Source organism: Actinacidiphila polyblastidii (assembly GCF_036353415.1).
GTDB lineage: Bacteria > Actinomycetota > Actinomycetes > Streptomycetales > Streptomycetaceae > Actinacidiphila > Actinacidiphila polyblastidii.
The window spans coordinates 1-18895 of sequence record NZ_JAZEWV010000059.1; the positions used below are offsets into that span (position 1 = coordinate 1).

Below are 18895 nucleotides of genomic sequence, written 5' to 3' on the forward strand. Positions count from 1 at the left end.
TCCTTCAAGCGTACCGATGATGCGCATGATCGAGAGATAAGCGACGCGACATCGTGCGTCTTGTAGAAACAAGTGCTACATTGAAGTGACAGTTCAGCGCGGCGCTCAAAACCCGCTCCAGACCCCGTTTCGACGGCGCCGAGAGCGCCGAAGCACCGGAGGAGAGAGAACGCACATGATCACCTACGACCGGCTCTTCATCGCAGGCTCCTGGGTCGAGCCGAGCAGCCCGGAACTGCTCGACATCGCCTCGCCGCACGACCAGGAGGTGGTCGGCCGCGCCGCCCAGGCGCAGCCGGCCGACATCGACCGCGCGGTCGCCGCGGCCCGCGCGTCCTTCGAGACCGGTGAGTGGCGGCTGACCCCGCCCGCGCAGCGGATCGCGGTGCTGCGCCGCCTCAACGCGCTGCGCGAGGAGAACGCCGAGAAGGTCGCGCACCTGATCTCGCTGGAGAACGGTTCCGCCGGGTGGTTCACCCGCGCCGGGCAGCCGGGCATGACCCGCCAGGCGAACGCCTACCTCAAGGCGGCCGAGGAGTTCGGCTGGGAGGAGACCCTCGTTCCCTGCGACCCGGCCGTTCCGACCCGCAGCGTGGTACGCCGTGAGGCGATCGGCGTCGTCGCGGCGGTGATCCCCTGGAACTCGCCGTTCTCCTCGGCGACCTCAAAGATCATCCCCGCGCTGCTGGCCGGCAACTCCGTGATCCTCAAGGTGTCCCCGGAGAACTCGCTGAGCATGGGATACCTGGCCGAACTGCTGGAGCAGGCGGGCCTGCCCCGGGGCGTGGTCAGCGTGCTGCCCGCCGACCGGGAGACGAGCGAGTACCTGGTCTCGCACCCGGACGTCGACAAGATCGCCTTCACCGGCTCGACGCGCGCGGGCCGCCGCATCGCCGCGATCGCCGGCGAGCAGCTCAAGCGGGTCAGCCTGGAGCTGGGCGGCAAGTCCGCCGCGGTCATCCTGCCGGACGCCGACGTCCGCGTGGCGGTGGCGGGCCTGAAGTTCGGCTCACTGCTCAACAACGGCGAGTCGTGCATCGCGCAGACCCGCATCCTGGCCCCGCGGGAGAGGTACGAGGAGGTGGTGGCGGCGCTCAAGGAGCTGGTGGAGTCGCTGAAGGTCGGCGACCCGAACGACCCCGACACCTTCGTCGGCCCGATGATCCGCCCCGACCAGCAGGAGCGCGTGCGCGACTACATCCGGCTCGGCATCGAGGAGGGCGCACGGCTGGTCACCGGCGGCCCGCAGGTCCCCGAGGGGCTGGAGAAGGGCAACTACGTCACGCCGACCGTCTTCGCCGACGTCGACAACTCCATGCGCATCGCCCAGGAGGAGATCTTCGGCCCGGTCCTGGTCGTCATCGCCTACGACGACGAGGACGACGCCGTCCGTATCGCCAACGACTCCGAGTACGGCCTGTCCGGCGGCGTCTGGTCCGGCGACGAGGCGCACGCCCTCGCCGTCGCCCGCCGCATCCGCACCGGCACCGTCACGGTCAACGGCGCCTCCGTCGGCTTCGACGGCCCGTTCGGCGGCTTCAAGGCCAGCGGCATCGGCCGCGAGTACGGCGCGGTCGGCCTCGGCACGTACACCGAGTACAAGACCATCACCGTCTGACCTGGCAGGACCGCTCCCCTCCGAGGCGACGCGAACCGTTCGGCGGCGCCTGCGAGGGGAAGTCCGCGGCGGCGCTGGCCTCGGCCCATTTGCGGGTCTCGGCGGCGCGTGCGTCGCCTGCTGAGTCCTGTGAAAGGCGCGCAGAGCGGACCGCCACGGTCCGCTCGCGGCGGTCAGGGCTGGATGTCGGCGGACTCCATGCTGGCGACCGCGTCCGGAGTGGTGTCCTCGTACAGGCCCAGCTTCGGCCTGAGCGCGTGGGCGCCGGCGCCGAGCGGGAAACGGACGGTCTCCCGGCTGGACATGTGGTCCCCGTCCGCGAGGACGTTCATCGCGTCGACGCCGGCGGCGGTGCCCTTGGTCGCGCCGCTGGGGTCGAGGTCGACGACGGCGTACGCGGTCCGCCCGGCGTGGAGCGCACTGGCGGGCGGGCCGCCGAGGCCGTCGGGGACCAGCGGCGTAATCGTCACCCCGCCCGTCGCCGACTCCGCGTCCCACAGGACGACGTGCGGGTAGTAGCTCAGCCCGCAGGAGCGCGCGCCGTTGTTGCGCACCTCGATCACGCGCTGCGTGGGCGCGGAGGCCCGGCGGACCAGGTGCACGGAGAGCTGCCTGCTGGAGCAGGGGTGCTTCCAGGCGTAGCTGTCGCTCGTGGCGTAGCCGCCACCCGACGGCGGGGCGCTGGCGGCGGGAGCGCTCGCGCGCTTCGAGGCGGTCGGGGTGGAGGCCGACGCCGACAGCGTCGGGGCCGGAGCCGGGGTCGGGGCCGTGGTGTGCGGCAGGGCGGACGACGGGACGGCCACGGGTGAGGGTGCCGAACCGCCCGCCGACGTCGCGGAGCCGTCCCCGCAGCCGGTGAGGACGGCGGCCCCGGCCAGCAGGACGGCGGCGGAGGACAGAGCGGACTTCGCATACATGGCGTGGGCCTTCGCTGTGAGCGGTTGGGATGCCGCAACCCTGCGCCGCACCGCGTCCCGAATGCCACAGTCCCGCCACAGTCAGGGACGGTGGAACGCTTTCGGCCCCGCTGATCTGCGACGATCCCGTTGTCCGGAACGCCGGGCCGGGACGGGGGAGGGCGCAATGGCCCAGCACATCGAGGAGTTCGCGGGACGGCTCCGCGCACTCAAGGAGCGCTCGGGGCGCAGCTACGGCATGCTCGCCGCCCGCCTGCACGTCAGCACCTCCACGCTGCACCGCTACTGCAACGGCGTCGCGGTCCCCGCGGAGTACGCCCCGGTGGAGCGGTTCGCGCGGCAGTGCGGGGCCAGCGCGGAGGAACTCGTCGCGCTCCACCGGCTCTGGCTGCTGGCCGATGCCGCCAAGCGCCGCGAACCGCAGCGCGCTCCGGACCCGGAGGCCGGACAACCCGCCCCCGTGGCGGCGGAGTCCACGGCCCCGCGGACCGGAGAAGCACCGCCTGGGCCCATCCGGTCGGGGGAGGTGGCGGAGGCGGCGGAGGCGGCGGAGGTGGCGCCCCCGGACCCCGGTCCCCTCCCCGACGGCCCCGAGCTTCCCGGGGTGGTGCGCACTCCCGGTACGGCCGGCGGCCGGCGGACCGGCCGGCGGGCAGGCCGTACCACCGTCGTCCTGGCGGTGGTGGCCGCGCTCGCCGCGGTCCTCCCGCTGGTGTGGCGCTCCGGCGGCGGCGCCGCCGACTCCGCGGCCACCGTCCCCCGACGGCCCGTCACCGGCGGGAAGCCGCCGGTCCAGGTGAGCGTGCTCGCGGACAACTGGCACAGCCAGTGCGGCCAGTGGTTCCTGCTCCCGCTGCCGCCGGCGAAGGTCCCGCCGCCGCCGTCCCTTCAGGAGGGGAAGGCGTGGGCGGCCGCGCTCGGCGGCGTCCCGGCCGGCCACCTGAGGCTGGAGCTGACCGCGCAGGGCCTGCCCGGCAGCCCGGTCGTGCTGCACGCCCTGTACGTGAAGGTGCTCGGCAGCGTCGCGGCCCCGAAGGGGAACGTCTACTCACCCGCCGACGGCTGCGGGGGTGGGCTCGACCCCGCGTCCTTCACCGTCGACCTCGACACGACCACCCCCCGGGCCCGCGCCGTACCCGGCTCGGTGGACGACGGCAGGGGGACCGGCACCGCCGACTTCCCGTTCCGGATCTCGGCGAGCGAGCCGCAGGTCCTGGACGTGGACGCCCACACCCTGGACCACGACGTGCGCTGGTACCTGGACCTGGTCTGGAGCTGCGGTGCCCGCCAGGGCGTCCTGCGCGTCGACGACCACGGCGCGCCCTTCCGTACCACCGGCATGGAGGGCGATCCGATGTACGGGTGGTCCACCACCCGCTGGTACCGCAGCCCGCCCGACCAGAGCTGACCCGGACCGCCCCCGAACCGCCGCGCGGCTCGCCCGGACCGCTCAGTCCTGGCGCGCTGCGCCGACCGCTGCCGCCATGTCCGCCTTCGCTGCCGCCGCTGCCGCCGCTGCCGCCGCTGCCGTGGCGATCCCCGCGACGCGGTAGATCTCCGCCTCCTCCAGCGTCTCCTGCTCCAGCAGTGCGGCGGCCAGGTCGTCCAGCTGCGCGCGGTGCTCCTCCAGGGTGCGGCATGCCTCCGCGTAGCACTCCTCGACGATCCTGCGTGTCTCGCCGTCGACGAGGTCAAGGGTGTGCGGGGCGGCGGACATCCCGTAGGGCTGCTCGCTCTCGGCGGCCAGCACCGACAGATGTCCCAGCCGATCGCTCATGCCCCACCGGGCCACCATCCCGCGGGCGATGCCGGTCACCTGCTCCAGGTCGTTCTCGGCACCGGTGGTGATCACCCCGTACACGACGCGCTCGGCCGCCATGCCGCCGAGCGCGCCGATGATCCGGCCGCGCAGGTACTCCTCGGTGTAGGCGTACTTGTCGGCGTCCGGGGTGGACAGGGTGACGCCGAGAGCGCGGCCGCGCGGCACGATGGTGATCTTGCGGACGGGGTCGGCACCCGGCTGGAGCATGCCGAGCAGGGCGTGGCCGCTCTCGTGGTACGCGGTGCGCCTGCGCTCCTCCTCGGGCATCACCAGCGGGCGCCGCGCGCCGAGTTGCACCTTCTCCAGGGCGTCGGACAGATCGTTCGCGGTGACGCGGGCCCCGTCGCGCTTGACCGCGAGGAGCGCCGCCTCGTTGGCGAGGTTGGCCAGCTCGGCGCCCGTCATGCCGGGGGTGGTCGCGGCGACCTGGGCCAGGTCCACGTCCGGGGCGAGCGGCATGGCACGGGTGTGGATCCGCAGGATGGACTCGCGGCCCTTGCGGTCCGGCGGGGAGACGTTCACGACCCGGTCGAACCGGCCCGGACGGGTCAGCGCCGAGTCGAGGATCTCGGCCCGGTTGGTCGCGGCCACCACGACGACGCCGTCGGACCCCGAGAAGCCGTCCATCTCCGTGAGGATCTGGTTGAGCGTCTGCTCGCGCTCGTCGTGGCCGCCCACCGCGGAACCGGTGCGGGACCGGCCGATGGTGTCGATCTCGTCGATGAAGATGATCGACGGGGCGACCTTGCGGGCCTCGCTGAACAGCTCCCGTACCCGGGAGGCGCCCACGCCGACGATCATCTCGATGAACTCGGACGCGGAGGCCGAGAAGAAGGGCACCCCCGCCTCGCCCGCGACCGCCCGCGCGAGCAGCGTCTTGCCGGTGCCGGGAGGACCGGCGAGCAGCACGCCCCGGGGCATCTTCGCGCCCATCCGGCGGTAGGCGTCCGGGCGCTTGAGGAAGTCGACGACGTCGTTCAGCTCGCCCTCCACCTCGTCGATGCCGGCCACGTCGGCGAAGGTGGTGCGCCCGCGCTCCGCCTCGACCGGCTTCGGCGGCTTGCGGCCCAGGATGCCGCCCACCCCGTCGAGTCCGCCGCGCGCCCTGCGGGACACGAACACCCACACGCCGATCAGCAGCGCGGTCGGCAGCAGGGACACCAGCAGCGACCGGCCGAGGCCCGGCCCCTGTGCCACCGGCGAGGCGGAGACCGACACCTTCTTCTGCTGGATCTCGCGCCACAGCTGCCCGCTGTCGGCGAAGGAGGGCTTGTACGTCGTGAACCGCACGAAGGTGGCACCGTCACCGCCGGGCACCTTGCCGGCGGTCTTCAGCATTCCCTGGATCTGCGAGCCCCGCGAGTAGACGGTCTTGACGTTGTTCGCGTCCAGTTGGGCGGTGAAGGCGGTGTAGTCGACGGACCGGGTGCCGTCGCCTGACATGTTGTTGTACAGCAGGCCGGACACGATGTAGATGGCCAGGAAGATCGCGATCTGGAGCAGGCAGCCGCCACGGCGACGCCGGCCGTCCGGTCTCGGCGGTCCGCCCGGCACCCCTTCGGAGCGCCAGGGCGACTGCGGGTCGTGTCGGGGCGGTACGGGGGCGGTCATCGGATTCTCCTTGCGGGCACACGGGTGGACGTCGGCGGGTGCGTACGGGGCCCGGCCGTGCTACGGCCGGCGGTGTCGCGTCGGGGAGCCGCGGGAGGCGCGGCGGGTGTCACTCGGCCAGCTGCACCAGTTCGTCCCAGTCGACGCCGGTCAGCTCCGCGCCTTTCGGCATGGCGCGGTACGTCGCGGCGAGCCACTGCGCGACCGGCTCGGCGGGGATCTGGAACAGCGCCGTGTGCGGGCCGCCCACCCGGACGCAGAAGGAGGACGGCTCGCCGTCGCGGTCGTAGACCGGCCAGAGCACCACGTCGCCCTCGCCCGCCCGGTCGGTCAGCCCCTCGGCCAGCAGGTCCCGGGAGAAGACCCAGCGCACCGGCCGCCCGCCGCCGGCGCCGAAGACGAGGCAGACGGCCAGCGGGTCCCGGGTGTCGTACGCGAACTCGCAGTTCAGTCTCTGGACGAGGGAGGAGAACACCCGCTGGGTGATCTCCAGGGAGAGGTGGTGATTCTTCATGGTCGCTTCCTAGGGACACGGCCGGTCGGCCGGGACGACAGCGGGTCAGTGCAGGATCCGGCGCGCGACGTTGGTGGTGATCAGGTCGAGCAGTTCCTCGCCCCGGCCGGACAGGACGGTGCGGATCGCGTAGAGGGTGAAGCCCTTGGCCTGCTCCACCGTGATCGCGGGAGGCACGGACAGCTCCTGACGGGCCGTCATCACCTCGACCAGTGCGGGACCGTCGTGGGCGAACGCGCCCTTGAGCGCGTCCTCCAGGTCGCCGGGCCGCTCGACCCGGCGTGCCCACAGGCCGATCGCGGCGGCGACCTCGGCGAGCTGCGGATTGTCCAGCTCGGTCGCGTAGGTGACGATGCCCGCGGCCTTCATCTCCAGCTCGACGAAGTTCAGCGAGCCGTTGTTGAAGACGACGATCTTGGCCGGCAGGCGGTTCTGCCGGAGGGTGAACAGCTCCCCGAGGAGCATGGTGAGGCCGCCGTCGCCCGACAGCGAGACCACCTGGCGGCCCGGATCCGCCGCCTGCGCGCCCACCGCGAACGGCAGGGCACAGGCCATGGTGCCGTGGTTGAACGAACCGATGAGCCGGCGGCGCCCGTTGAAGGTCAGATAGCGGGCCGCCCACACCACGGGGGACCCGACGTCGACGGTGAAGACCGCGTCCCGGTCCGCCAGGCGGTCGATGGTGCTCGCCACGAACTGCGGGTGGATGGGGGTGCGCTCACGGTCGTTGACGGCGAGCGCGTCCAGTTTCCTGCGGGTGCGGGCGTAGTGCGCGAGCGCCTGGTCGAGGTGGTCGCGCCCGGACTTGACGGTCAGCAGCGGCAGCAGCGCGGGCAGCGTGTCCCGCATGCTGCCGACCAGCGGGAGGTCGACCCGGGTGCGCCGGCCGATCTGCTCGCCGCGGATGTCGAGCTGCACGACCTTCGCGCCGCGCGGATAGAACTGCCGGTAGGGGAAGTCGGTGCCCAGCATGAGCAGGGTGTCGGCCTCCTCGATCGCCTTGTAACCGGACGCGAAGCCCAGCAGGCCGGTCATCCCGACGTCGTACGGGTTGTCGTGCTCGACGTACTCCTTGCCGCGCAGCGCGTGCACGACCGGGGCCTTGAGCGTCTCGGCGAGTGCGATCAGGTCGTCGTGGGCGCCCGCGGCGCCCGCGCCCGCCAGGATCGTCACCCGCCGGCCGGCGTTGAGCAGCTCGGCGGCCTGGTGCAGCGCCTGGTCGTCCGGGCGGACGACGGTGCCGGACGGGCGCACCACCGCGGGCGGCAGGTCGCGCGGGGTCTTGGCGAGGAAGATCTCCCCGGGGACGACCACCACTGCCACGCCCTTGCGCTCCACCGCCGCCCGCATCGCCATCTCCAGGATGCGGGGCCCGTTCTCCGCGCTGGTGACCACCTCCGCGTAGACGCTGCAGTCGGCGAACAGCTCCTGCGGGCGGGTCTCCTGGAAGTACCCGGAGCCGATCTCGGCACCGGGGATCTGGGCGGCGATGGCGAGGACCGGCACCCGGCTGCGCTGGGCGTCGAAGAGGCCGTTGACGAGGTGCAGATTGCCGGGACCGCAGCTGCCGACGCACACGGTCAGCTCTCCGGTCAGGCCGGCCTCGGCGGCCGCGGCGAGGGCGGCGCTCTCCTCGTGCCGCACATGGACCCAGTCGACGTCCTCGTCACGGCGGATCGCGTCGGTCAGTCCGTTGAGGGAGTCGCCGGGCAGGCCGTAGAGGCGTCGCACGCCGGATGCTGTGAGCGAGGAGATGACGTGCTCGGCAAAGGTGGGCATGCGGGGTCGCCTTTCGCGGTCGTGGGCGCGCCGGGTGTGACAGTGCCGACGGTGCGGAGCTGCTCTTCTCCGGGGGTTCGCCGCTGGTGGCGAGCGCTGCACCAGTCTGTGCGGCGGGTGGTGCGCACACATCAGTCGTATGACTGGATCCCCGCTCCGCAGTCGCCCGGCTCCTCCGACGGACGACGGTCGGATTGCGGCCCGCGCCCGGCGGACCCGTGTGTGGTGGATATGTGTGCGCTACTCTCCGAGATACCCGCCCACTGATGCGGGCATCTGTCTCCTGAGCCCCCGCCCGCGCCTCGCGCCCAGCCGCGGCCCAGGGGAGGAGAGCAGCGGCCGACCGCCCTTCAGGGCCGTCCGAAGTCGTCGAAGCGTCGCGGAAGAAGCAGCGGAAGCAGCAGCCGAAGAAGCATTCGTCACTGGCTTGACAGGTGACGTTGAGCCTCGCCATGATGGCGTCACCGCCTCAACAAGTGATGCACAAGCGTCGCCGGTCCGGGGCACCACAGGAATTCTTCGACTGGATGGGGAGCACCGCCATGGCCGTCACCTACACCGCTGTTGTCGACGTCGACGGGGAGGGCCGCAACGGCGGCCGCGTGCGCTCCTCCGACGGTCTGCTGGAGACCAGCCTCGCCCTCCCCAAGGAGCTCGGCGGCGCCGGCACCGCGACCAACCCCGAGCAGCTCCTGGCCGCCGGCTGGGCGGCCTGCTTCCTCGGCGCCGTCCGGCGCGCCGCCGCCCAGCGCAAGATCCGGCTGACCAGCACCTCGATCACCGCCGAGATCACCCTCACGCACGGCGACGACGGCGAGTTCTCCCTGTCCGCGGTGCTCAGCCCCCTGCTCGGCGGGGTGGACCAGGCCACCGCCGAGGAACTGGCGTACGCCGCCCACCAGATCTGCCCGTTCTCCAAGGCGACGCGCGACAACGTCCCCGTCACCCTCAACGCCGGCGCCACCGCCTGACCCGTCCACCCAGCGAGGAGCGGACCGCCATGACCTCCACCGCGCACACGCACACACCGGCCGCAGGGCCGGACGGCGGACGCCCGGCCCCCGGCCCCGGCCGGTCCCCCGCCGCCACCGGCGAGCGGACGCCGTCGCTGGACGCGGCGCGCTCCCGCGACGACCGGTGGCCCACCACCGTGCAGGTGTGGAACTGGGTGGAGAGCGCGGTGTTCGCCGGGTACGGCCCGCCGCCCTCCTTCTTCGTCTGAGCGGGCCGGCCCCGGGCGCGATCACCTCCCGTGCGGCAGCACACCCACAGCAACCCCTGTCCGAACCCCCGAACATGCGAAAGCGAGTACAGCCATGGACATGAAGCTCGAAGTCGTCATCCTGCCGGTGTCCGACGTGGACCGCGCCAAGGACTTCTACGCGGGGCGGCTCGGCTGGCGCCTGGACGCCGACTTCCCGATCGAGGACGGCTACCGGATCGTCCAGGTGACGCCGCCCGGCTCCGCCTGCTCGGTGATCTTCGGCGAGGGCCTGACCGGGCAGCAGGCCGGCACGCTGCACGGCCTCCAGCTGACCGTCACCGACATCGTCAAGGCCCAGGAGGAGCTGGCGTCCTGCGGGGTGGAGGTCTCCGGCCCGTTCCGCGACGAGACCGGCGCCTTCCACCACGCCGGCGACGCCCGCCGCGTTCCCGGCGCCCACCCCGAGCGGGCGAGCTACGGCACCTTCGCCGCCTTCGAGGACCCCGACGGCAACGCCTGGTTCCTCCAGGAGGTCACCGAGCGGGCCCCCGGCCGCTGAGCCACGCGGGGACCCGGTTCCGGGGACTCCGACACCGATGACCCACACCCGTCCACCGGAGGGACACATGACGACCGAGGACATCCGCACCTACGACGTGATCGTGATCGGCGCGGGGCCCGTCGGCGAGAACGTCGCGGACCGCACCACCGCGGCCGGCCTGAGCACCGTCGTCGTCGAGCGCGAGCTGGTCGGCGGCGAATGCTCGTACTGGGCGTGCGAACCCAGCAAGGCCCTGCTGCGCCCCGTCCTGCTGCGGGCCGACGCCCAGCAGATACCGGGACTCGACGCCGCGCTGAAGGCTCCGCTGGACACCGAGGCCGTCCTCGCGCACCGCGATCTCATGTCCTCCGACTGGCGGGACGACGGACAGGTCGAGTGGCTCAGGTCGGCCGGCATCGAGCTGCTGCGCGGCCACGGCCGCCTGGTGGGGGAGCGCGAGGTGGCGGTGGAGACGCCCGACGGCGGCACCGTCCGCCTGCGGGCCCGGCACGCCGTCGCGGTCTGCAGCGGCAGCCGCGCGGCGCTGCCCGCGCTGCCCGGCATCGAGGACCTCGCGCCGTGGACCAGCCGCGAGGCGACCAGCGCCCGCCGGCCGCCGCCCCGCCTGGTGATCGCCGGCGCCGGCGTGGTGGGCGTCGAGATGGCGACCGCCTGGCAGGCCCTGGGCAGCAGCGTCACCCTGCTCGCCCGCACCGACGGACTGCTGCCCCGCATGGAGCCCTTCGCGGGGGAGCTGGTCACCGAGCGGCTGCGCGAGGCGGGCGCGGAGGTGCGGTTCGGCGTCTCGGTCACCGCCGCCGAGCGCACCCCCGACGGCCACGTGCGCGTCACCCTTTCCGACGGGGGTGCCCTCACCGCCGACGAGATTCTCTTCGCCACCGGCCGCGCCCCGCGCTCCGAGGACGTCGGGCTCGACGCCGTGGGACTGCTGCCCGGCGACTGGCTCGCCACCGACGACAGCCTCACCGTCACCGCCGTCCCCGGCGACTGGCTCTACGCCGTCGGCGACGTCAACGGCCGGGCGCTCTTCACCCACCAGGGCAAGTACCAGGCCCGTGTCGCCGGCGCGGTGATCGCCGCCCGGGCGCGCGGCGACGCACTCGACACCGGCCGCTGGGCCCCGCACAGCAGCACGGCCGACACCGAGGCCGTTCCCGGCGTCGTCTTCACCGACCCCGAGATCGCCACGGTCGGCCTGACCGCCGCCGAGGCGGAGCGCACCGGGCGGGACGTCGAGGTCGTCGACTACGAGCTCGGCTACCTCGCGGGCGCCCTGCAGTACCGCCCCGACTACCGGGGCAGGGCCCGGGTCCTCATCGACCGCGACCGCCAGGTCGTCGTCGGAGCGACGTTCGCCGGGCCGGGCGTCGCCGAGCTCCTGCACTCGGCCACCGTCGCCGTCACCGGCGAGGTGCCCGTCGACCGGCTCTGGCACGCCGTACCGGCTTTTCCCACCATCAGCGAGGTGTGGCTGCGCCTCCTGGAGACGAGGCGCGACTCATGACCACCGCACACGACCTGATGCTCGTCGCCCTGGGCCTGCCCCACGACCGGCCGGTGGAGCAGGGCGACCTGTCCCTCGCACTGGCGGGGGCCGAGGCGATCGACCTCCTGGAGGCCGGGGCACTGACCCTGGACGGCGACCTGATGGTGCCCGGTCCGCGGGCGGCGACGGGCGAGCGGCTGCTCGACGACGCGGCCGCCTCCTTCGTCAGGAGCGAACCGTACGAGACCGTCATGGACTGGCTGTGGCGCCGCGGCCGCGATCTCACCGCCGCCTACGGCGACGATCTGACGAGGTCCGGGCTCGTCACGCGCCCGCACCGGCACGGGTTCGGGCTGCTGTCGGCCAAGAGCGTGCTGGCCGACTCGCCGGCCCGCAGACGTGCCGAGGAACGCAAGGCGTCCGGCGAGCCCGTCCTCACCGGGCTGTTCGCCGAGGCGGGGATCGGGCAGGACCCCGTCCGGCGCGAGGGGAGCCCCGACGAGAACCCCGGTGGGAGCCCGTCGGGGGAAGCGGTCGAGACGGTGCTGGCCGCCGTCGGGGAGGCGGTCACCGAGCTGGAGGCCCTACGGCTGCGGCGGGACATCGAGAACGCCGCGTTCGACAACATGTGGCGGGGCTGAGCCCCCGGCGCGGCCGGCGCCCGTGGCGTGCGACACCTGGTGGACACACAGGTGCCGCACGCCACACCGCGTCCTACCGGCGGGCCGACACGACGAGGCTGTACATGACGGAGCGCTGCTGCTTGTGCCGCCGCACACTTCCCTTGGCGACCAGGGACTCCAGGGTGTTCCGCACCACCTGCGGCGTCGGGTTGCGGTCCGGGTGCTCCGCGAGCAGCTCGTCCCGCAGCTCCTTCGCCAGGCGCGGCTCCTCGTGCCTGCCGAGCAGCCCCAGCAGGAGGTCGCCGAGCAGCGGCTGGGACGACTTCCCCTTCGCGCCGGGCTTCGCGTGCGCGCCCGACTTGGCCGTGCCCGCTGACGGAGCGGCCTTCGAAGCGGCCTTCGCCGGCGCCGAGTGGCGTGCGCCCGCGGCCTCCGGCTTCGCCTTCGTGTCGACGGACTCGTCCTGGAGCTGTTCGGGCAGCCGTGACGCGTCCGCGAAACCCTCGTACCGCTCGGCGAGGCTGAGGATCTCTCCCAGGAGAGCCTCCTCCTGCTTCAACACCGAGAGCTGCTGCGCCAGCTCCTGCTGTCGCCGGCGGTTCTCCTCCAGGTCCGACGCGGCCTGCTCCACGTACCGCGACCGGAGCGCAGCGGCTGATTCGCTGGTCACAACCGTTCACTCCCTCGATATGGATGACGTTGCTGCATGATACCCACCGGGAGGGGCCGCCGCGGATAAGTGTCGGCAACGGACAATCCCGATCAGGTGTCCCCCTTCCCACCACCTGCGCGCACATGCGGGTGTGAGCGGGTCAGCCTGCCGCGTGCTCGCGGGCCGCGAGGGCCGCCGCCCTCGCCGACCCGTGGTGCACCGGGCCGTGGCCGGGCAGGATCAGGTCCGCGTCCACGTCCCCGATCAGCGCCAGGGAGTCGAGGGCCCTGGCCCGGTCGGCGTGGAACATCCCGGGCAGCAGTTGCGGTGCGGCGATCCGCGAGGTGGGGTGTGCGGTCACCAGGGCGTCGCCGCTGATCAGGACACCGCTCCCGGGCAGGTGGTAGGCGCAGTGGCCCTTGGTGTGCCCGGGTGTGGGCACGGGCACGGGTGTGCCGGGCAGGTCCAGCGCTCCCGGCGCCGGGAAGGCCCGCGGCTCGCCGACCGGGACGTGGGCGGTTCCCCCGGCGCGCAGGGCGTGCACGGCCCACGGCAGCACACCCGGCTGCCACGCGTGCGCGAGCACCTGTCCCACGGACACCTGGTCGAGGAAGTCACGCCGCGCGTGCGGCACCTCGTCCTGGTGCATCAGGACGGGCACGCCGTGCACGGCGCGCAGATGTTCCGCGGCGCCGAGGTGGTCGTTGTGCGCGTGCGTGATCAGGACGGCGGCCACCGACCGCGCGTTCAGCCCGACCGCCTCCAGCGAGGCCAGCACGGCCTCGCGGTCGCCGGGATATCCGGTGTCGACGAGGGTGCACGTGTCGCCGTCCTTGACGATCACCCAGTTGGTGTTGCTGCCGGACACCGTGTACACGTTGCTGTCGACGCGGACGATGTCCTCGTCGCGCAGGGCCCTCGGCATGGCCGTCGCCTCCTCTCGTCGGGGCTGTCTCGGGAACCGCGCAGCGGGCCCGGCACACCAACGTACCTGAGTCCGCTCCGGAACACGTATCGTGGACGGGGTCCGCCTCTGCGCAGGGGACACACCCCGCCTCCGGCTGCCGCAGACAGAGAACCAGGACGGTTCAGCACCATGGCAACGCCTCCCACCGCAAGGTCCCGCTCCGACCTGTTCGGCGCCATCGTGACCGAACACCGGGACGGCCTGGTCTCGTTCGCCGAGAAGAGGCTGGGCGACCACGGTCTCGCGGAGGACATCGTCCAGGAGGCGCTCATCCGGGCCTGGCGGAACATCGACCAGCTGGTGGGGATCGAGGGGGCCGTCCGCAGCTGGCTCTTCACCGTGACCCGGCATCTGGTCATCGACTGGGTGCGCAGGCCCCAGGCCCGCTTCGAGGTCGTCGGGGACGTCTCCGACCGCCTCGCCGAGGGAAGGGACGCGATCGAGTCGGTGCACGACGTCCTGGTGGCCCGGCCGCTGCTGCGCCTGCTGTCCGCCGAGCACCGCGCCGTACTGGTGCACATCTACCTGTGCGACCGCAGCATCCAGGAGACCGCCGCCCTCCTCGGAGTGCCGGCCGGAACGGTCAAGAGCCGCCAGTTCAACGCCCTGCGCCGGCTGCGCGCGGTCGCTCAGGCCGCGTGACGGACGCGCCGGCCGGCTGCCGCGGACAGGCGGGGCGGGAGTGAACCTCGCGGGCGGCGGAACCGTTTACCTTCACAGCGGGCTTCTGCCGGCCGGACGGCGGGGTCCCGGTACGGTCCCCCGGCTCCGTCAAGCGGCTGGTGGGAGGAGAACCCCTTGTACGTCCTGGTCCCCGACGACCCCGTGTTCTTCGCGAAGTTCCAGAGCCTGGAAGGCCCGCTGCTCAGCCGCCTCTACCGGCTGCACAGCGAGGGTCTGGAGTCGGACGACGAACGGGTCATCGCGGACGCCTACGACAGCTGGGTGCAGGTGCTGCTCAAGCTGCCGCTGTGGTCCCAGTGGCACACCCCGGCCGTGACCGGCGAGCGCGCCGGATACGACCTGTACGGCCCGCGCGGGGACCAGCTGACGAGCGTCTATCCGATCGAGGTGGCGGCCGTCGACCTCGGGCATCTGACGGCCTGCCTCGACCTGTTCGCCGCGGCGCAGGCCAAGCCGCCGCAGGCCGGACCGCCGGAGTCCGGGGACGCCCTCACCGACGCCTTCCGGCGGGTCATGGACGTCTTACTGCTGCCGGCGCCGGAACGGCTCCTCGGCGCCCTGCGTCATGTCGCCTCCGGCGAGCCGGTGGCCTCGGTGACGCTCCCGGCCGAGCAGGAGGCGGAGTACCGGCGCTTCTGCGAGGAGATCGTCACCATCCTCAGCTCGGGTGACGCGTTCGCCTACCGGAGCCACCGCGCCCTGTACCCGTAGCATGCCGCACGCCACGCCGGCGGTCCCTCTGTCATACGTGTGATCCCCTCCCGCGTTGACAGCCGCCGCTCGACGTGTCACGATCGTCACCTATTGAACAGGTGACGATTTGGCTGGAGGGGTCCTTCGTTCCCCTCGCCGGGATCGCCACCGTCCGAAGGAGCTGGCTGGGCATGGCGGAAGAGGAGAAACGGGGGAGCGAGGGCGCACCGATGGGGCGGCGGGCGATGCTGGGCATGCTCGGCCTGGGCGCTGCGGGGCTGGTGGCCGCGCCCCGCCTGCAGCGCGGCTGGGAGGGGTTCCTCGCCGCCGCGTCGCAGCACGACGCCACCGGCCTGACCGGGCTGCTGCCCGATCCGGGCGGATTCCGGTACTACAGCGTCGTCGGCTCGGTGCCGCACAAGGACGAGACCGACTACGCACTGCGCGTCGGCGGACTGGTGGAGCGGGCGAGGACCTACACGCTCGCGGACCTGCGCGCGATGCCGCAGACCAGGATCGTCCACGACGTGCAGTGCACGGACGGCTGGCGCGTGGAGCGCACGCCCTTCGCGGGGGTGCCGCTGGCGCACATCCTGGACGATGCCGGGGTGCGTTCCCCGGGCGCGGCGATCCGCTTCACCTGCTTCGACGGCGCCTACAGCGAGAGCCTCACCCTGGAGCAGGCCCGCCGCGCGGACGTCATGGTGGCGCTCAGCATGCAGGACAAGCCCATCACCCACGCGCACGGCGGACCGGTCCGCCTCTACGTGGCCCCCATGTACTTCTACAAGTCGGCCAAGTGGCTGTCCGGAATCTCGGTCACCGACAAGGTCGTCCCCGGCTACTGGGAGGAGCGCGGTTATGCGGTCGACGGCTGGCTCGACGGCGCGGACCGGCATGACGGCGAAGCGTGACCCGTCCGGCCGGGTCCGCCGTTTCAGCACCGCCGAGCGTCTGGTCCACCGGACCACCGGCTGGCTGATGCTGGTGTGCCTGGTGTCGGCCGCCTGCCTCTACCTCGGTCCGCTCGCCCAACTCGTCGGCCGGCGCTACCTGGTGGTCACCGTGCACGAGTGGTCGGGCATCGCCCTGCCGCTGCCCTTCCTGCTGGGGCTGCTGTCGGCCGAGTTCCGCGCGGACCTGCGCAGGATCAACCGGTCGGCGGTGTACGACCGGCAGTGGCTGCGGGCCGTCCGCAAGCGGTGGAACCGGCCCGAGGCGCGCCCCGCGGGCAAGTTCAACGCGGGCCAGAAGCTGTACGCGGGCTGGATCGCCGGGGCCGTGCTGCTGATGATGTTCACCGGCCTGCTGATGTGGTTCATCTGGCTGCTGCCGTCCGTCTCCCGCACCAGCGCGATCTTCGTCCACGACCTCCTGGCCTGGGCGATCGCCGTCGTCCTGATCGGACACCTGCGCAAGGCGCTGGAGGACCCGGAGGCGAGGCTCGGCATGCGCACCGGATACGTCAGCCTGTCCTGGGCGCAGCGGTACCACTCCCATTGGCTGAAGGACGAGCACCAGGACGCCGCCGCCACCGAACGCGGCGCCCCCGACACGGCTGCGGCCGACCGGAAAGCGCCCGCACGGGCGTCGGCCGACGAATGACCGGACACGCGCCGTGTGGGGCGTGCGCGCCGCGCAGGCCCCACACGTGCCGCGGGAGTTCAGTCGTCGCTGGTGAAGATGCTCAGCACGCGGAGCACCTCCAGGTAGATCCACACCAGCGTGGTGGTGAGGCCGAAGGCCGCCAGCCACGCCTGCTCGCGCGGGGCGCCCTGGGTGACGGCGTCCTCGACCTGCTGGAAGTCCAGCGCGAGGAAGGCGGCGCCGAGCACCACGCCGACCAGGCCGAAGAGGATTCCGAGGCCCCCGCTGTGGAAGCCGAGGCCGTCGCCCGCGCCGAAGGCGGAGAAGAGCGCGTCGGCGGCCAGCAGCAGGACGAAACCGGTCGCGGCGGCGCCCACGAAGCCGACGAAGCGCCCGGTGACACGTATCCAGCGCATCCGGTAGGCGACGAGCACGCCCGCCGACACCGCGAAGGTGCCGAGCACCGCCTGGACGACCACGCCGGGCGAGAGGTACGTGGAGGTCGCGCTGGAGATCACGCCGAGGAAGACGCCCTCGAAGGCGGCGTACCCGAGGATCAGCGCGGGGGACGGGGTGCGCCGGAAGGACTGGGCCATCGCCAGCACGAAGGCGATGAGGGCGGCGCCCACGGCCAGGCCGTAGGACCGGCCGATGTCCGCCTCGTCGACGGACAGCAGGAGCCAGGACAGCACGGCCGTCAGGGCCACGGTGCCGACCGTCGCCGCGGTGCGCACGACGACGTCGTCCAGGGTCATCGCGGTGGGGTCGGCCCGTGCGTCGGGGTGCGGACCCGCCGGGGTGTGGAGGCCGGCGCCGTGGTCGCCCGCCGGCCCGCCCCCCACGATGGCGTCCACCGGTCGGCGGGCGTGGACCGCGGCCGGACGGCTCTGCTGGTCGGCGTCCCAGCGGGAGAGGATCGGGTTGCTGGTCTTCATGTCAGTCCTTCTGGTTCGCCGCGCGCGCGGCCTGCGTTCTGCGGTGCGGTGGGGTGGGATGGGGTGGGGAGCGCCGTCAGTGCGACGCCGTGCCCGGGTCGTCGAGCAGCCCCAGGAGGAAGCCGTCCCAGTCAAGGCCGTCCATCTCGGACGCGGCCGGGACGATCCGGTACGTCGCGTCGAGCCACCGCGCCAGCGGCTCGCGGGGTATCTCGAACAGGGCGCCCGCGTCGGTCGATTCGAGCAGCAGCCAGGACGAGGGCCGCTCTCCCGGCCGCATCGGCCACATCCGTATGTCGCCGGAACCGCTCATGGCCGTGAGGCCCCCGTGGAGCAGTCCGCGGCCGATGTGCCGGACGAGGCTGGGCCCGTCCTCCGCGACGAACTCGACCGTGATCGCGGCCGGCATGCCCGGGTCGAAGCGGAACTCCGCCCGGGTCGGCAGCCGGGTGAACTCGTCGGGCAGCTCGTCGAGATCGAGGAAGAGCGGGGGCACGGTCCCGGGCGCCGCATGGGCCCGCAGTGGTGGCTGGTCTGGTTGCATGACGGGACTTCCCTTGCGTGGGACGGGGTCTGTACCGGCAACTCTCCACCGCGGGCGTCCCCCGCACATCCGTCACTTGACGGTCAAAGGCCGTGGCTGCGACGGGCCATGGGGGTCACTTGGCCTGCAGAGGCACCGAGAAGGACTTCCGCAGGGACCCCGGAGCGGCGAGGGGGAGCAGCGAGGCGAGCATCTTGCCCTTGAGCGTGCTCGGCTGCCGGGTCAGCTCGACGTCGACACGGGTGCCGTCGCCCTCGGGGGTCATCCGGAAGACCCAGCCGCCGCCGGCGCCGAACAGCTTGGAGTCGAGGGTGGTGATGGTGACCGTGTCACCGCCGGGCTCCCACGAGTAGCGGGCGCGCTCCCAGGCCGCGGAGGTGCCTTCGGTGACCTCCGCCCAGGTGGAGCCGAGGTCGTGGACCTCGAAGTGCTCGGCGTCGATCGTCGGCCAGAGCTGGGGGCGCGCGGCGCTGAAGTCGGTCAGCACATCGAGGACCTCCTTCGGGCCGAGGGTGGAGACGAGGTGGATGCGGACGACTGTCATGGGGTTTCCTCACCGAGAAGTAACCGCTCTAAGCGGTGACGAAAGATTCCCATGCGGTTTCGTCACCTGTCAAGCCGGTTGTCCGGCCGGTCGAGCCGGGGGCGGGTGTGGGTGGGGGGGGGGGCCCCCCCCCGGGCCCGCCCCCCCCCCCCC

At 72.8% G+C, this 18895-nt stretch carries 20 protein-coding genes; 11 read left to right on the plus strand and 9 right to left on the minus strand.

The window, feature by feature from the left end; all coding sequences use genetic code 11:
* Positions 1-175 precede the first annotated feature (175 nt).
* On the plus strand, positions 176-1618 hold the full coding sequence (locus V2S66_RS33750; RefSeq protein WP_330800818.1) for an aldehyde dehydrogenase: 1443 nt from the start codon (positions 176-178) through the stop codon (positions 1616-1618).
* 173 nt (positions 1619-1791) lie between these two features.
* On the opposite strand, the gene V2S66_RS33755 is transcribed toward V2S66_RS33750, so the two are convergent.
* On the minus strand, positions 1792-2535 hold the full coding sequence (locus V2S66_RS33755) for a DUF4232 domain-containing protein (protein WP_330800820.1): 744 nt from the start codon (positions 2533-2535) through the stop codon (positions 1792-1794).
* Positions 2536-2701: 166 nt separating this feature from the next.
* Between V2S66_RS33755 and V2S66_RS33760 the strand changes: the two genes are divergently transcribed.
* Positions 2702-3943, plus strand: coding sequence for a helix-turn-helix domain-containing protein (locus V2S66_RS33760; RefSeq protein ID WP_330800822.1), 1242 nt, complete (start codon positions 2702-2704; stop codon positions 3941-3943).
* A 42-nt stretch (positions 3944-3985) separates the two neighbouring features.
* Here V2S66_RS33760 and ftsH read toward each other — a convergent pair whose 3' ends face one another.
* The 3 genes from ftsH to poxB all read right to left on the minus strand — a co-directional run bounded on the left by ftsH (position 3986) and on the right by poxB (position 8261).
* Positions 3986-5968 carry an ATP-dependent zinc metalloprotease FtsH gene (gene ftsH / locus V2S66_RS33765; RefSeq protein ID WP_330800824.1) on the minus strand — a complete coding sequence of 661 codons (1983 nt, stop codon included), beginning with the start codon at positions 5966-5968 and terminating at the stop codon, positions 3986-3988.
* A 109-nt stretch (positions 5969-6077) separates the two neighbouring features.
* Positions 6078-6482, minus strand: coding sequence for an SsgA family sporulation/cell division regulator (locus V2S66_RS33770; RefSeq protein ID WP_330800826.1), 405 nt, complete (start codon positions 6480-6482; stop codon positions 6078-6080).
* 45 nt (positions 6483-6527) lie between these two features.
* Positions 6528-8261: a ubiquinone-dependent pyruvate dehydrogenase gene (gene poxB / locus V2S66_RS33775; protein WP_330800828.1), complete on the minus strand. Its 1734-nt coding sequence runs from the start codon at positions 8259-8261 to the stop codon at positions 6528-6530.
* A 542-nt stretch (positions 8262-8803) separates the two neighbouring features.
* Here poxB and V2S66_RS33780 point away from each other — a divergent pair.
* The 5 genes from V2S66_RS33780 (at position 8804) to V2S66_RS33800 (ending at position 12154) form a co-directional block, all read left to right on the plus strand.
* Positions 8804-9232, plus strand: coding sequence for an Ohr family peroxiredoxin (locus V2S66_RS33780; protein ID WP_330800853.1), 429 nt, complete (start codon positions 8804-8806; stop codon positions 9230-9232).
* 29 nt (positions 9233-9261) lie between these two features.
* Entirely contained in the window at positions 9262-9483 is a 222-nt protein-coding gene (locus V2S66_RS33785) for a hypothetical protein (protein WP_330800829.1), read from the plus strand.
* 94 nt (positions 9484-9577) lie between these two features.
* A complete protein-coding gene (locus V2S66_RS33790) occupies positions 9578-10024 on the plus strand; it encodes a VOC family protein (protein ID WP_330800831.1) in 447 nt (148 codons plus the stop codon).
* A gap of 67 nt (positions 10025-10091) precedes the next feature.
* Positions 10092-11531, plus strand: a complete 1440-nt coding sequence (locus tag V2S66_RS33795; protein WP_330800833.1) for a dihydrolipoyl dehydrogenase family protein — start codon at positions 10092-10094, stop codon at positions 11529-11531.
* A complete protein-coding gene (locus V2S66_RS33800) occupies positions 11528-12154 on the plus strand; it encodes a GOLPH3/VPS74 family protein (RefSeq protein WP_330800835.1) in 627 nt (208 codons plus the stop codon). Before V2S66_RS33795 ends, V2S66_RS33800 begins: the two co-directional genes overlap by 4 nt.
* Positions 12155-12227: 73 nt before the next feature.
* On the opposite strand, the gene V2S66_RS33805 is transcribed toward V2S66_RS33800, so the two are convergent.
* A complete protein-coding gene (locus V2S66_RS33805) occupies positions 12228-12806 on the minus strand; it encodes a hypothetical protein (RefSeq protein WP_330800837.1) in 579 nt (192 codons plus the stop codon).
* 142 nt (positions 12807-12948) lie between these two features.
* Positions 12949-13713 carry an MBL fold metallo-hydrolase gene (locus V2S66_RS33810; protein ID WP_330800839.1) on the minus strand — a complete coding sequence of 255 codons (765 nt, stop codon included), beginning with the start codon at positions 13711-13713 and terminating at the stop codon, positions 12949-12951.
* 171 nt (positions 13714-13884) lie between these two features.
* Between V2S66_RS33810 and V2S66_RS33815 the strand changes: the two genes are divergently transcribed.
* The 4 genes from V2S66_RS33815 (at position 13885) to V2S66_RS33830 (ending at position 16737) form a co-directional block, all read left to right on the plus strand.
* Positions 13885-14397 carry a sigma-70 family RNA polymerase sigma factor gene (locus V2S66_RS33815; protein WP_330800840.1) on the plus strand — a complete coding sequence of 171 codons (513 nt, stop codon included), beginning with the start codon at positions 13885-13887 and terminating at the stop codon, positions 14395-14397.
* A 156-nt stretch (positions 14398-14553) separates the two neighbouring features.
* Positions 14554-15150, plus strand: coding sequence for a hypothetical protein (locus V2S66_RS33820; protein ID WP_330800842.1), 597 nt, complete (start codon positions 14554-14556; stop codon positions 15148-15150).
* Positions 15151-15377: 227 nt separating this feature from the next.
* Complete coding sequence (locus V2S66_RS33825; protein ID WP_413966545.1) at positions 15378-16046, plus strand: molybdopterin-dependent oxidoreductase; 669 nt, start codon at positions 15378-15380, stop codon at positions 16044-16046.
* On the plus strand, positions 15994-16737 hold the full coding sequence (locus V2S66_RS33830) for a cytochrome b/b6 domain-containing protein (protein ID WP_330800845.1): 744 nt from the start codon (positions 15994-15996) through the stop codon (positions 16735-16737). The genes V2S66_RS33825 and V2S66_RS33830 overlap by 53 nt, the downstream gene beginning before the upstream one ends.
* A 59-nt stretch (positions 16738-16796) precedes the next feature.
* On the opposite strand, the gene V2S66_RS33835 is transcribed toward V2S66_RS33830, so the two are convergent.
* The 3 genes from V2S66_RS33835 to V2S66_RS33845 form a co-directional block, all read right to left on the minus strand.
* Positions 16797-17654, minus strand: a complete 858-nt coding sequence (locus tag V2S66_RS33835; protein WP_330800847.1) for a Bax inhibitor-1/YccA family protein — start codon at positions 17652-17654, stop codon at positions 16797-16799.
* Between the two features lie 76 nt (positions 17655-17730).
* Entirely contained in the window at positions 17731-18198 is a 468-nt protein-coding gene (locus tag V2S66_RS33840) for an SsgA family sporulation/cell division regulator (RefSeq protein ID WP_330800849.1), read from the minus strand.
* Positions 18199-18313: 115 nt separating this feature from the next.
* A complete protein-coding gene (locus V2S66_RS33845; protein ID WP_330800851.1) occupies positions 18314-18742 on the minus strand; it encodes an SRPBCC family protein in 429 nt (142 codons plus the stop codon).
* Positions 18743-18895: the final 153 nt, after the last annotated feature.

What these genes read in the sequence shown, in the direction of transcription:
- V2S66_RS33750 (WP_330800818.1), top strand. Translation starts at nt 176, where the DNA reads ATGATCACCTACGACCGGCTCTTCATCGCAGGCTCCTGGGTCGAGCCG.
- V2S66_RS33770 (WP_330800826.1), bottom strand. Translation starts at nt 6,482, where the DNA reads ATGAAGAATCACCACCTCTCCCTGGAGATCACCCAGCGGGTGTTCTCC.
- V2S66_RS33835 (WP_330800847.1), bottom strand. Translation starts at nt 17,654, where the DNA reads ATGAAGACCAGCAACCCGATCCTCTCCCGCTGGGACGCCGACCAGCAG.
- V2S66_RS33785 (WP_330800829.1), top strand. Translation starts at nt 9,262, where the DNA reads ATGACCTCCACCGCGCACACGCACACACCGGCCGCAGGGCCGGACGGC.
- V2S66_RS33815 (WP_330800840.1), top strand. Translation starts at nt 13,885, where the DNA reads ATGGCAACGCCTCCCACCGCAAGGTCCCGCTCCGACCTGTTCGGCGCC.
- V2S66_RS33755 (WP_330800820.1), bottom strand. Translation starts at nt 2,535, where the DNA reads ATGTATGCGAAGTCCGCTCTGTCCTCCGCCGCCGTCCTGCTGGCCGGG.
- V2S66_RS33810 (WP_330800839.1), bottom strand. Translation starts at nt 13,713, where the DNA reads ATGCCGAGGGCCCTGCGCGACGAGGACATCGTCCGCGTCGACAGCAAC.
- V2S66_RS33780 (WP_330800853.1), top strand. Translation starts at nt 8,804, where the DNA reads ATGGCCGTCACCTACACCGCTGTTGTCGACGTCGACGGGGAGGGCCGC.
- ftsH (WP_330800824.1), bottom strand. Translation starts at nt 5,968, where the DNA reads ATGACCGCCCCCGTACCGCCCCGACACGACCCGCAGTCGCCCTGGCGC.
- V2S66_RS33795 (WP_330800833.1), top strand. Translation starts at nt 10,092, where the DNA reads ATGACGACCGAGGACATCCGCACCTACGACGTGATCGTGATCGGCGCG.
- V2S66_RS33840 (WP_330800849.1), bottom strand. Translation starts at nt 18,198, where the DNA reads ATGCAACCAGACCAGCCACCACTGCGGGCCCATGCGGCGCCCGGGACC.
- V2S66_RS33790 (WP_330800831.1), top strand. Translation starts at nt 9,578, where the DNA reads ATGGACATGAAGCTCGAAGTCGTCATCCTGCCGGTGTCCGACGTGGAC.
- V2S66_RS33760 (WP_330800822.1), top strand. Translation starts at nt 2,702, where the DNA reads ATGGCCCAGCACATCGAGGAGTTCGCGGGACGGCTCCGCGCACTCAAG.
- V2S66_RS33825 (WP_413966545.1), top strand. Translation starts at nt 15,378, where the DNA reads ATGCTGGGCATGCTCGGCCTGGGCGCTGCGGGGCTGGTGGCCGCGCCC.
- V2S66_RS33830 (WP_330800845.1), top strand. Translation starts at nt 15,994, where the DNA reads ATGCGGTCGACGGCTGGCTCGACGGCGCGGACCGGCATGACGGCGAAG.
- poxB (WP_330800828.1), bottom strand. Translation starts at nt 8,261, where the DNA reads ATGCCCACCTTTGCCGAGCACGTCATCTCCTCGCTCACAGCATCCGGC.
- V2S66_RS33845 (WP_330800851.1), bottom strand. Translation starts at nt 18,742, where the DNA reads ATGACAGTCGTCCGCATCCACCTCGTCTCCACCCTCGGCCCGAAGGAG.
- V2S66_RS33800 (WP_330800835.1), top strand. Translation starts at nt 11,528, where the DNA reads ATGACCACCGCACACGACCTGATGCTCGTCGCCCTGGGCCTGCCCCAC.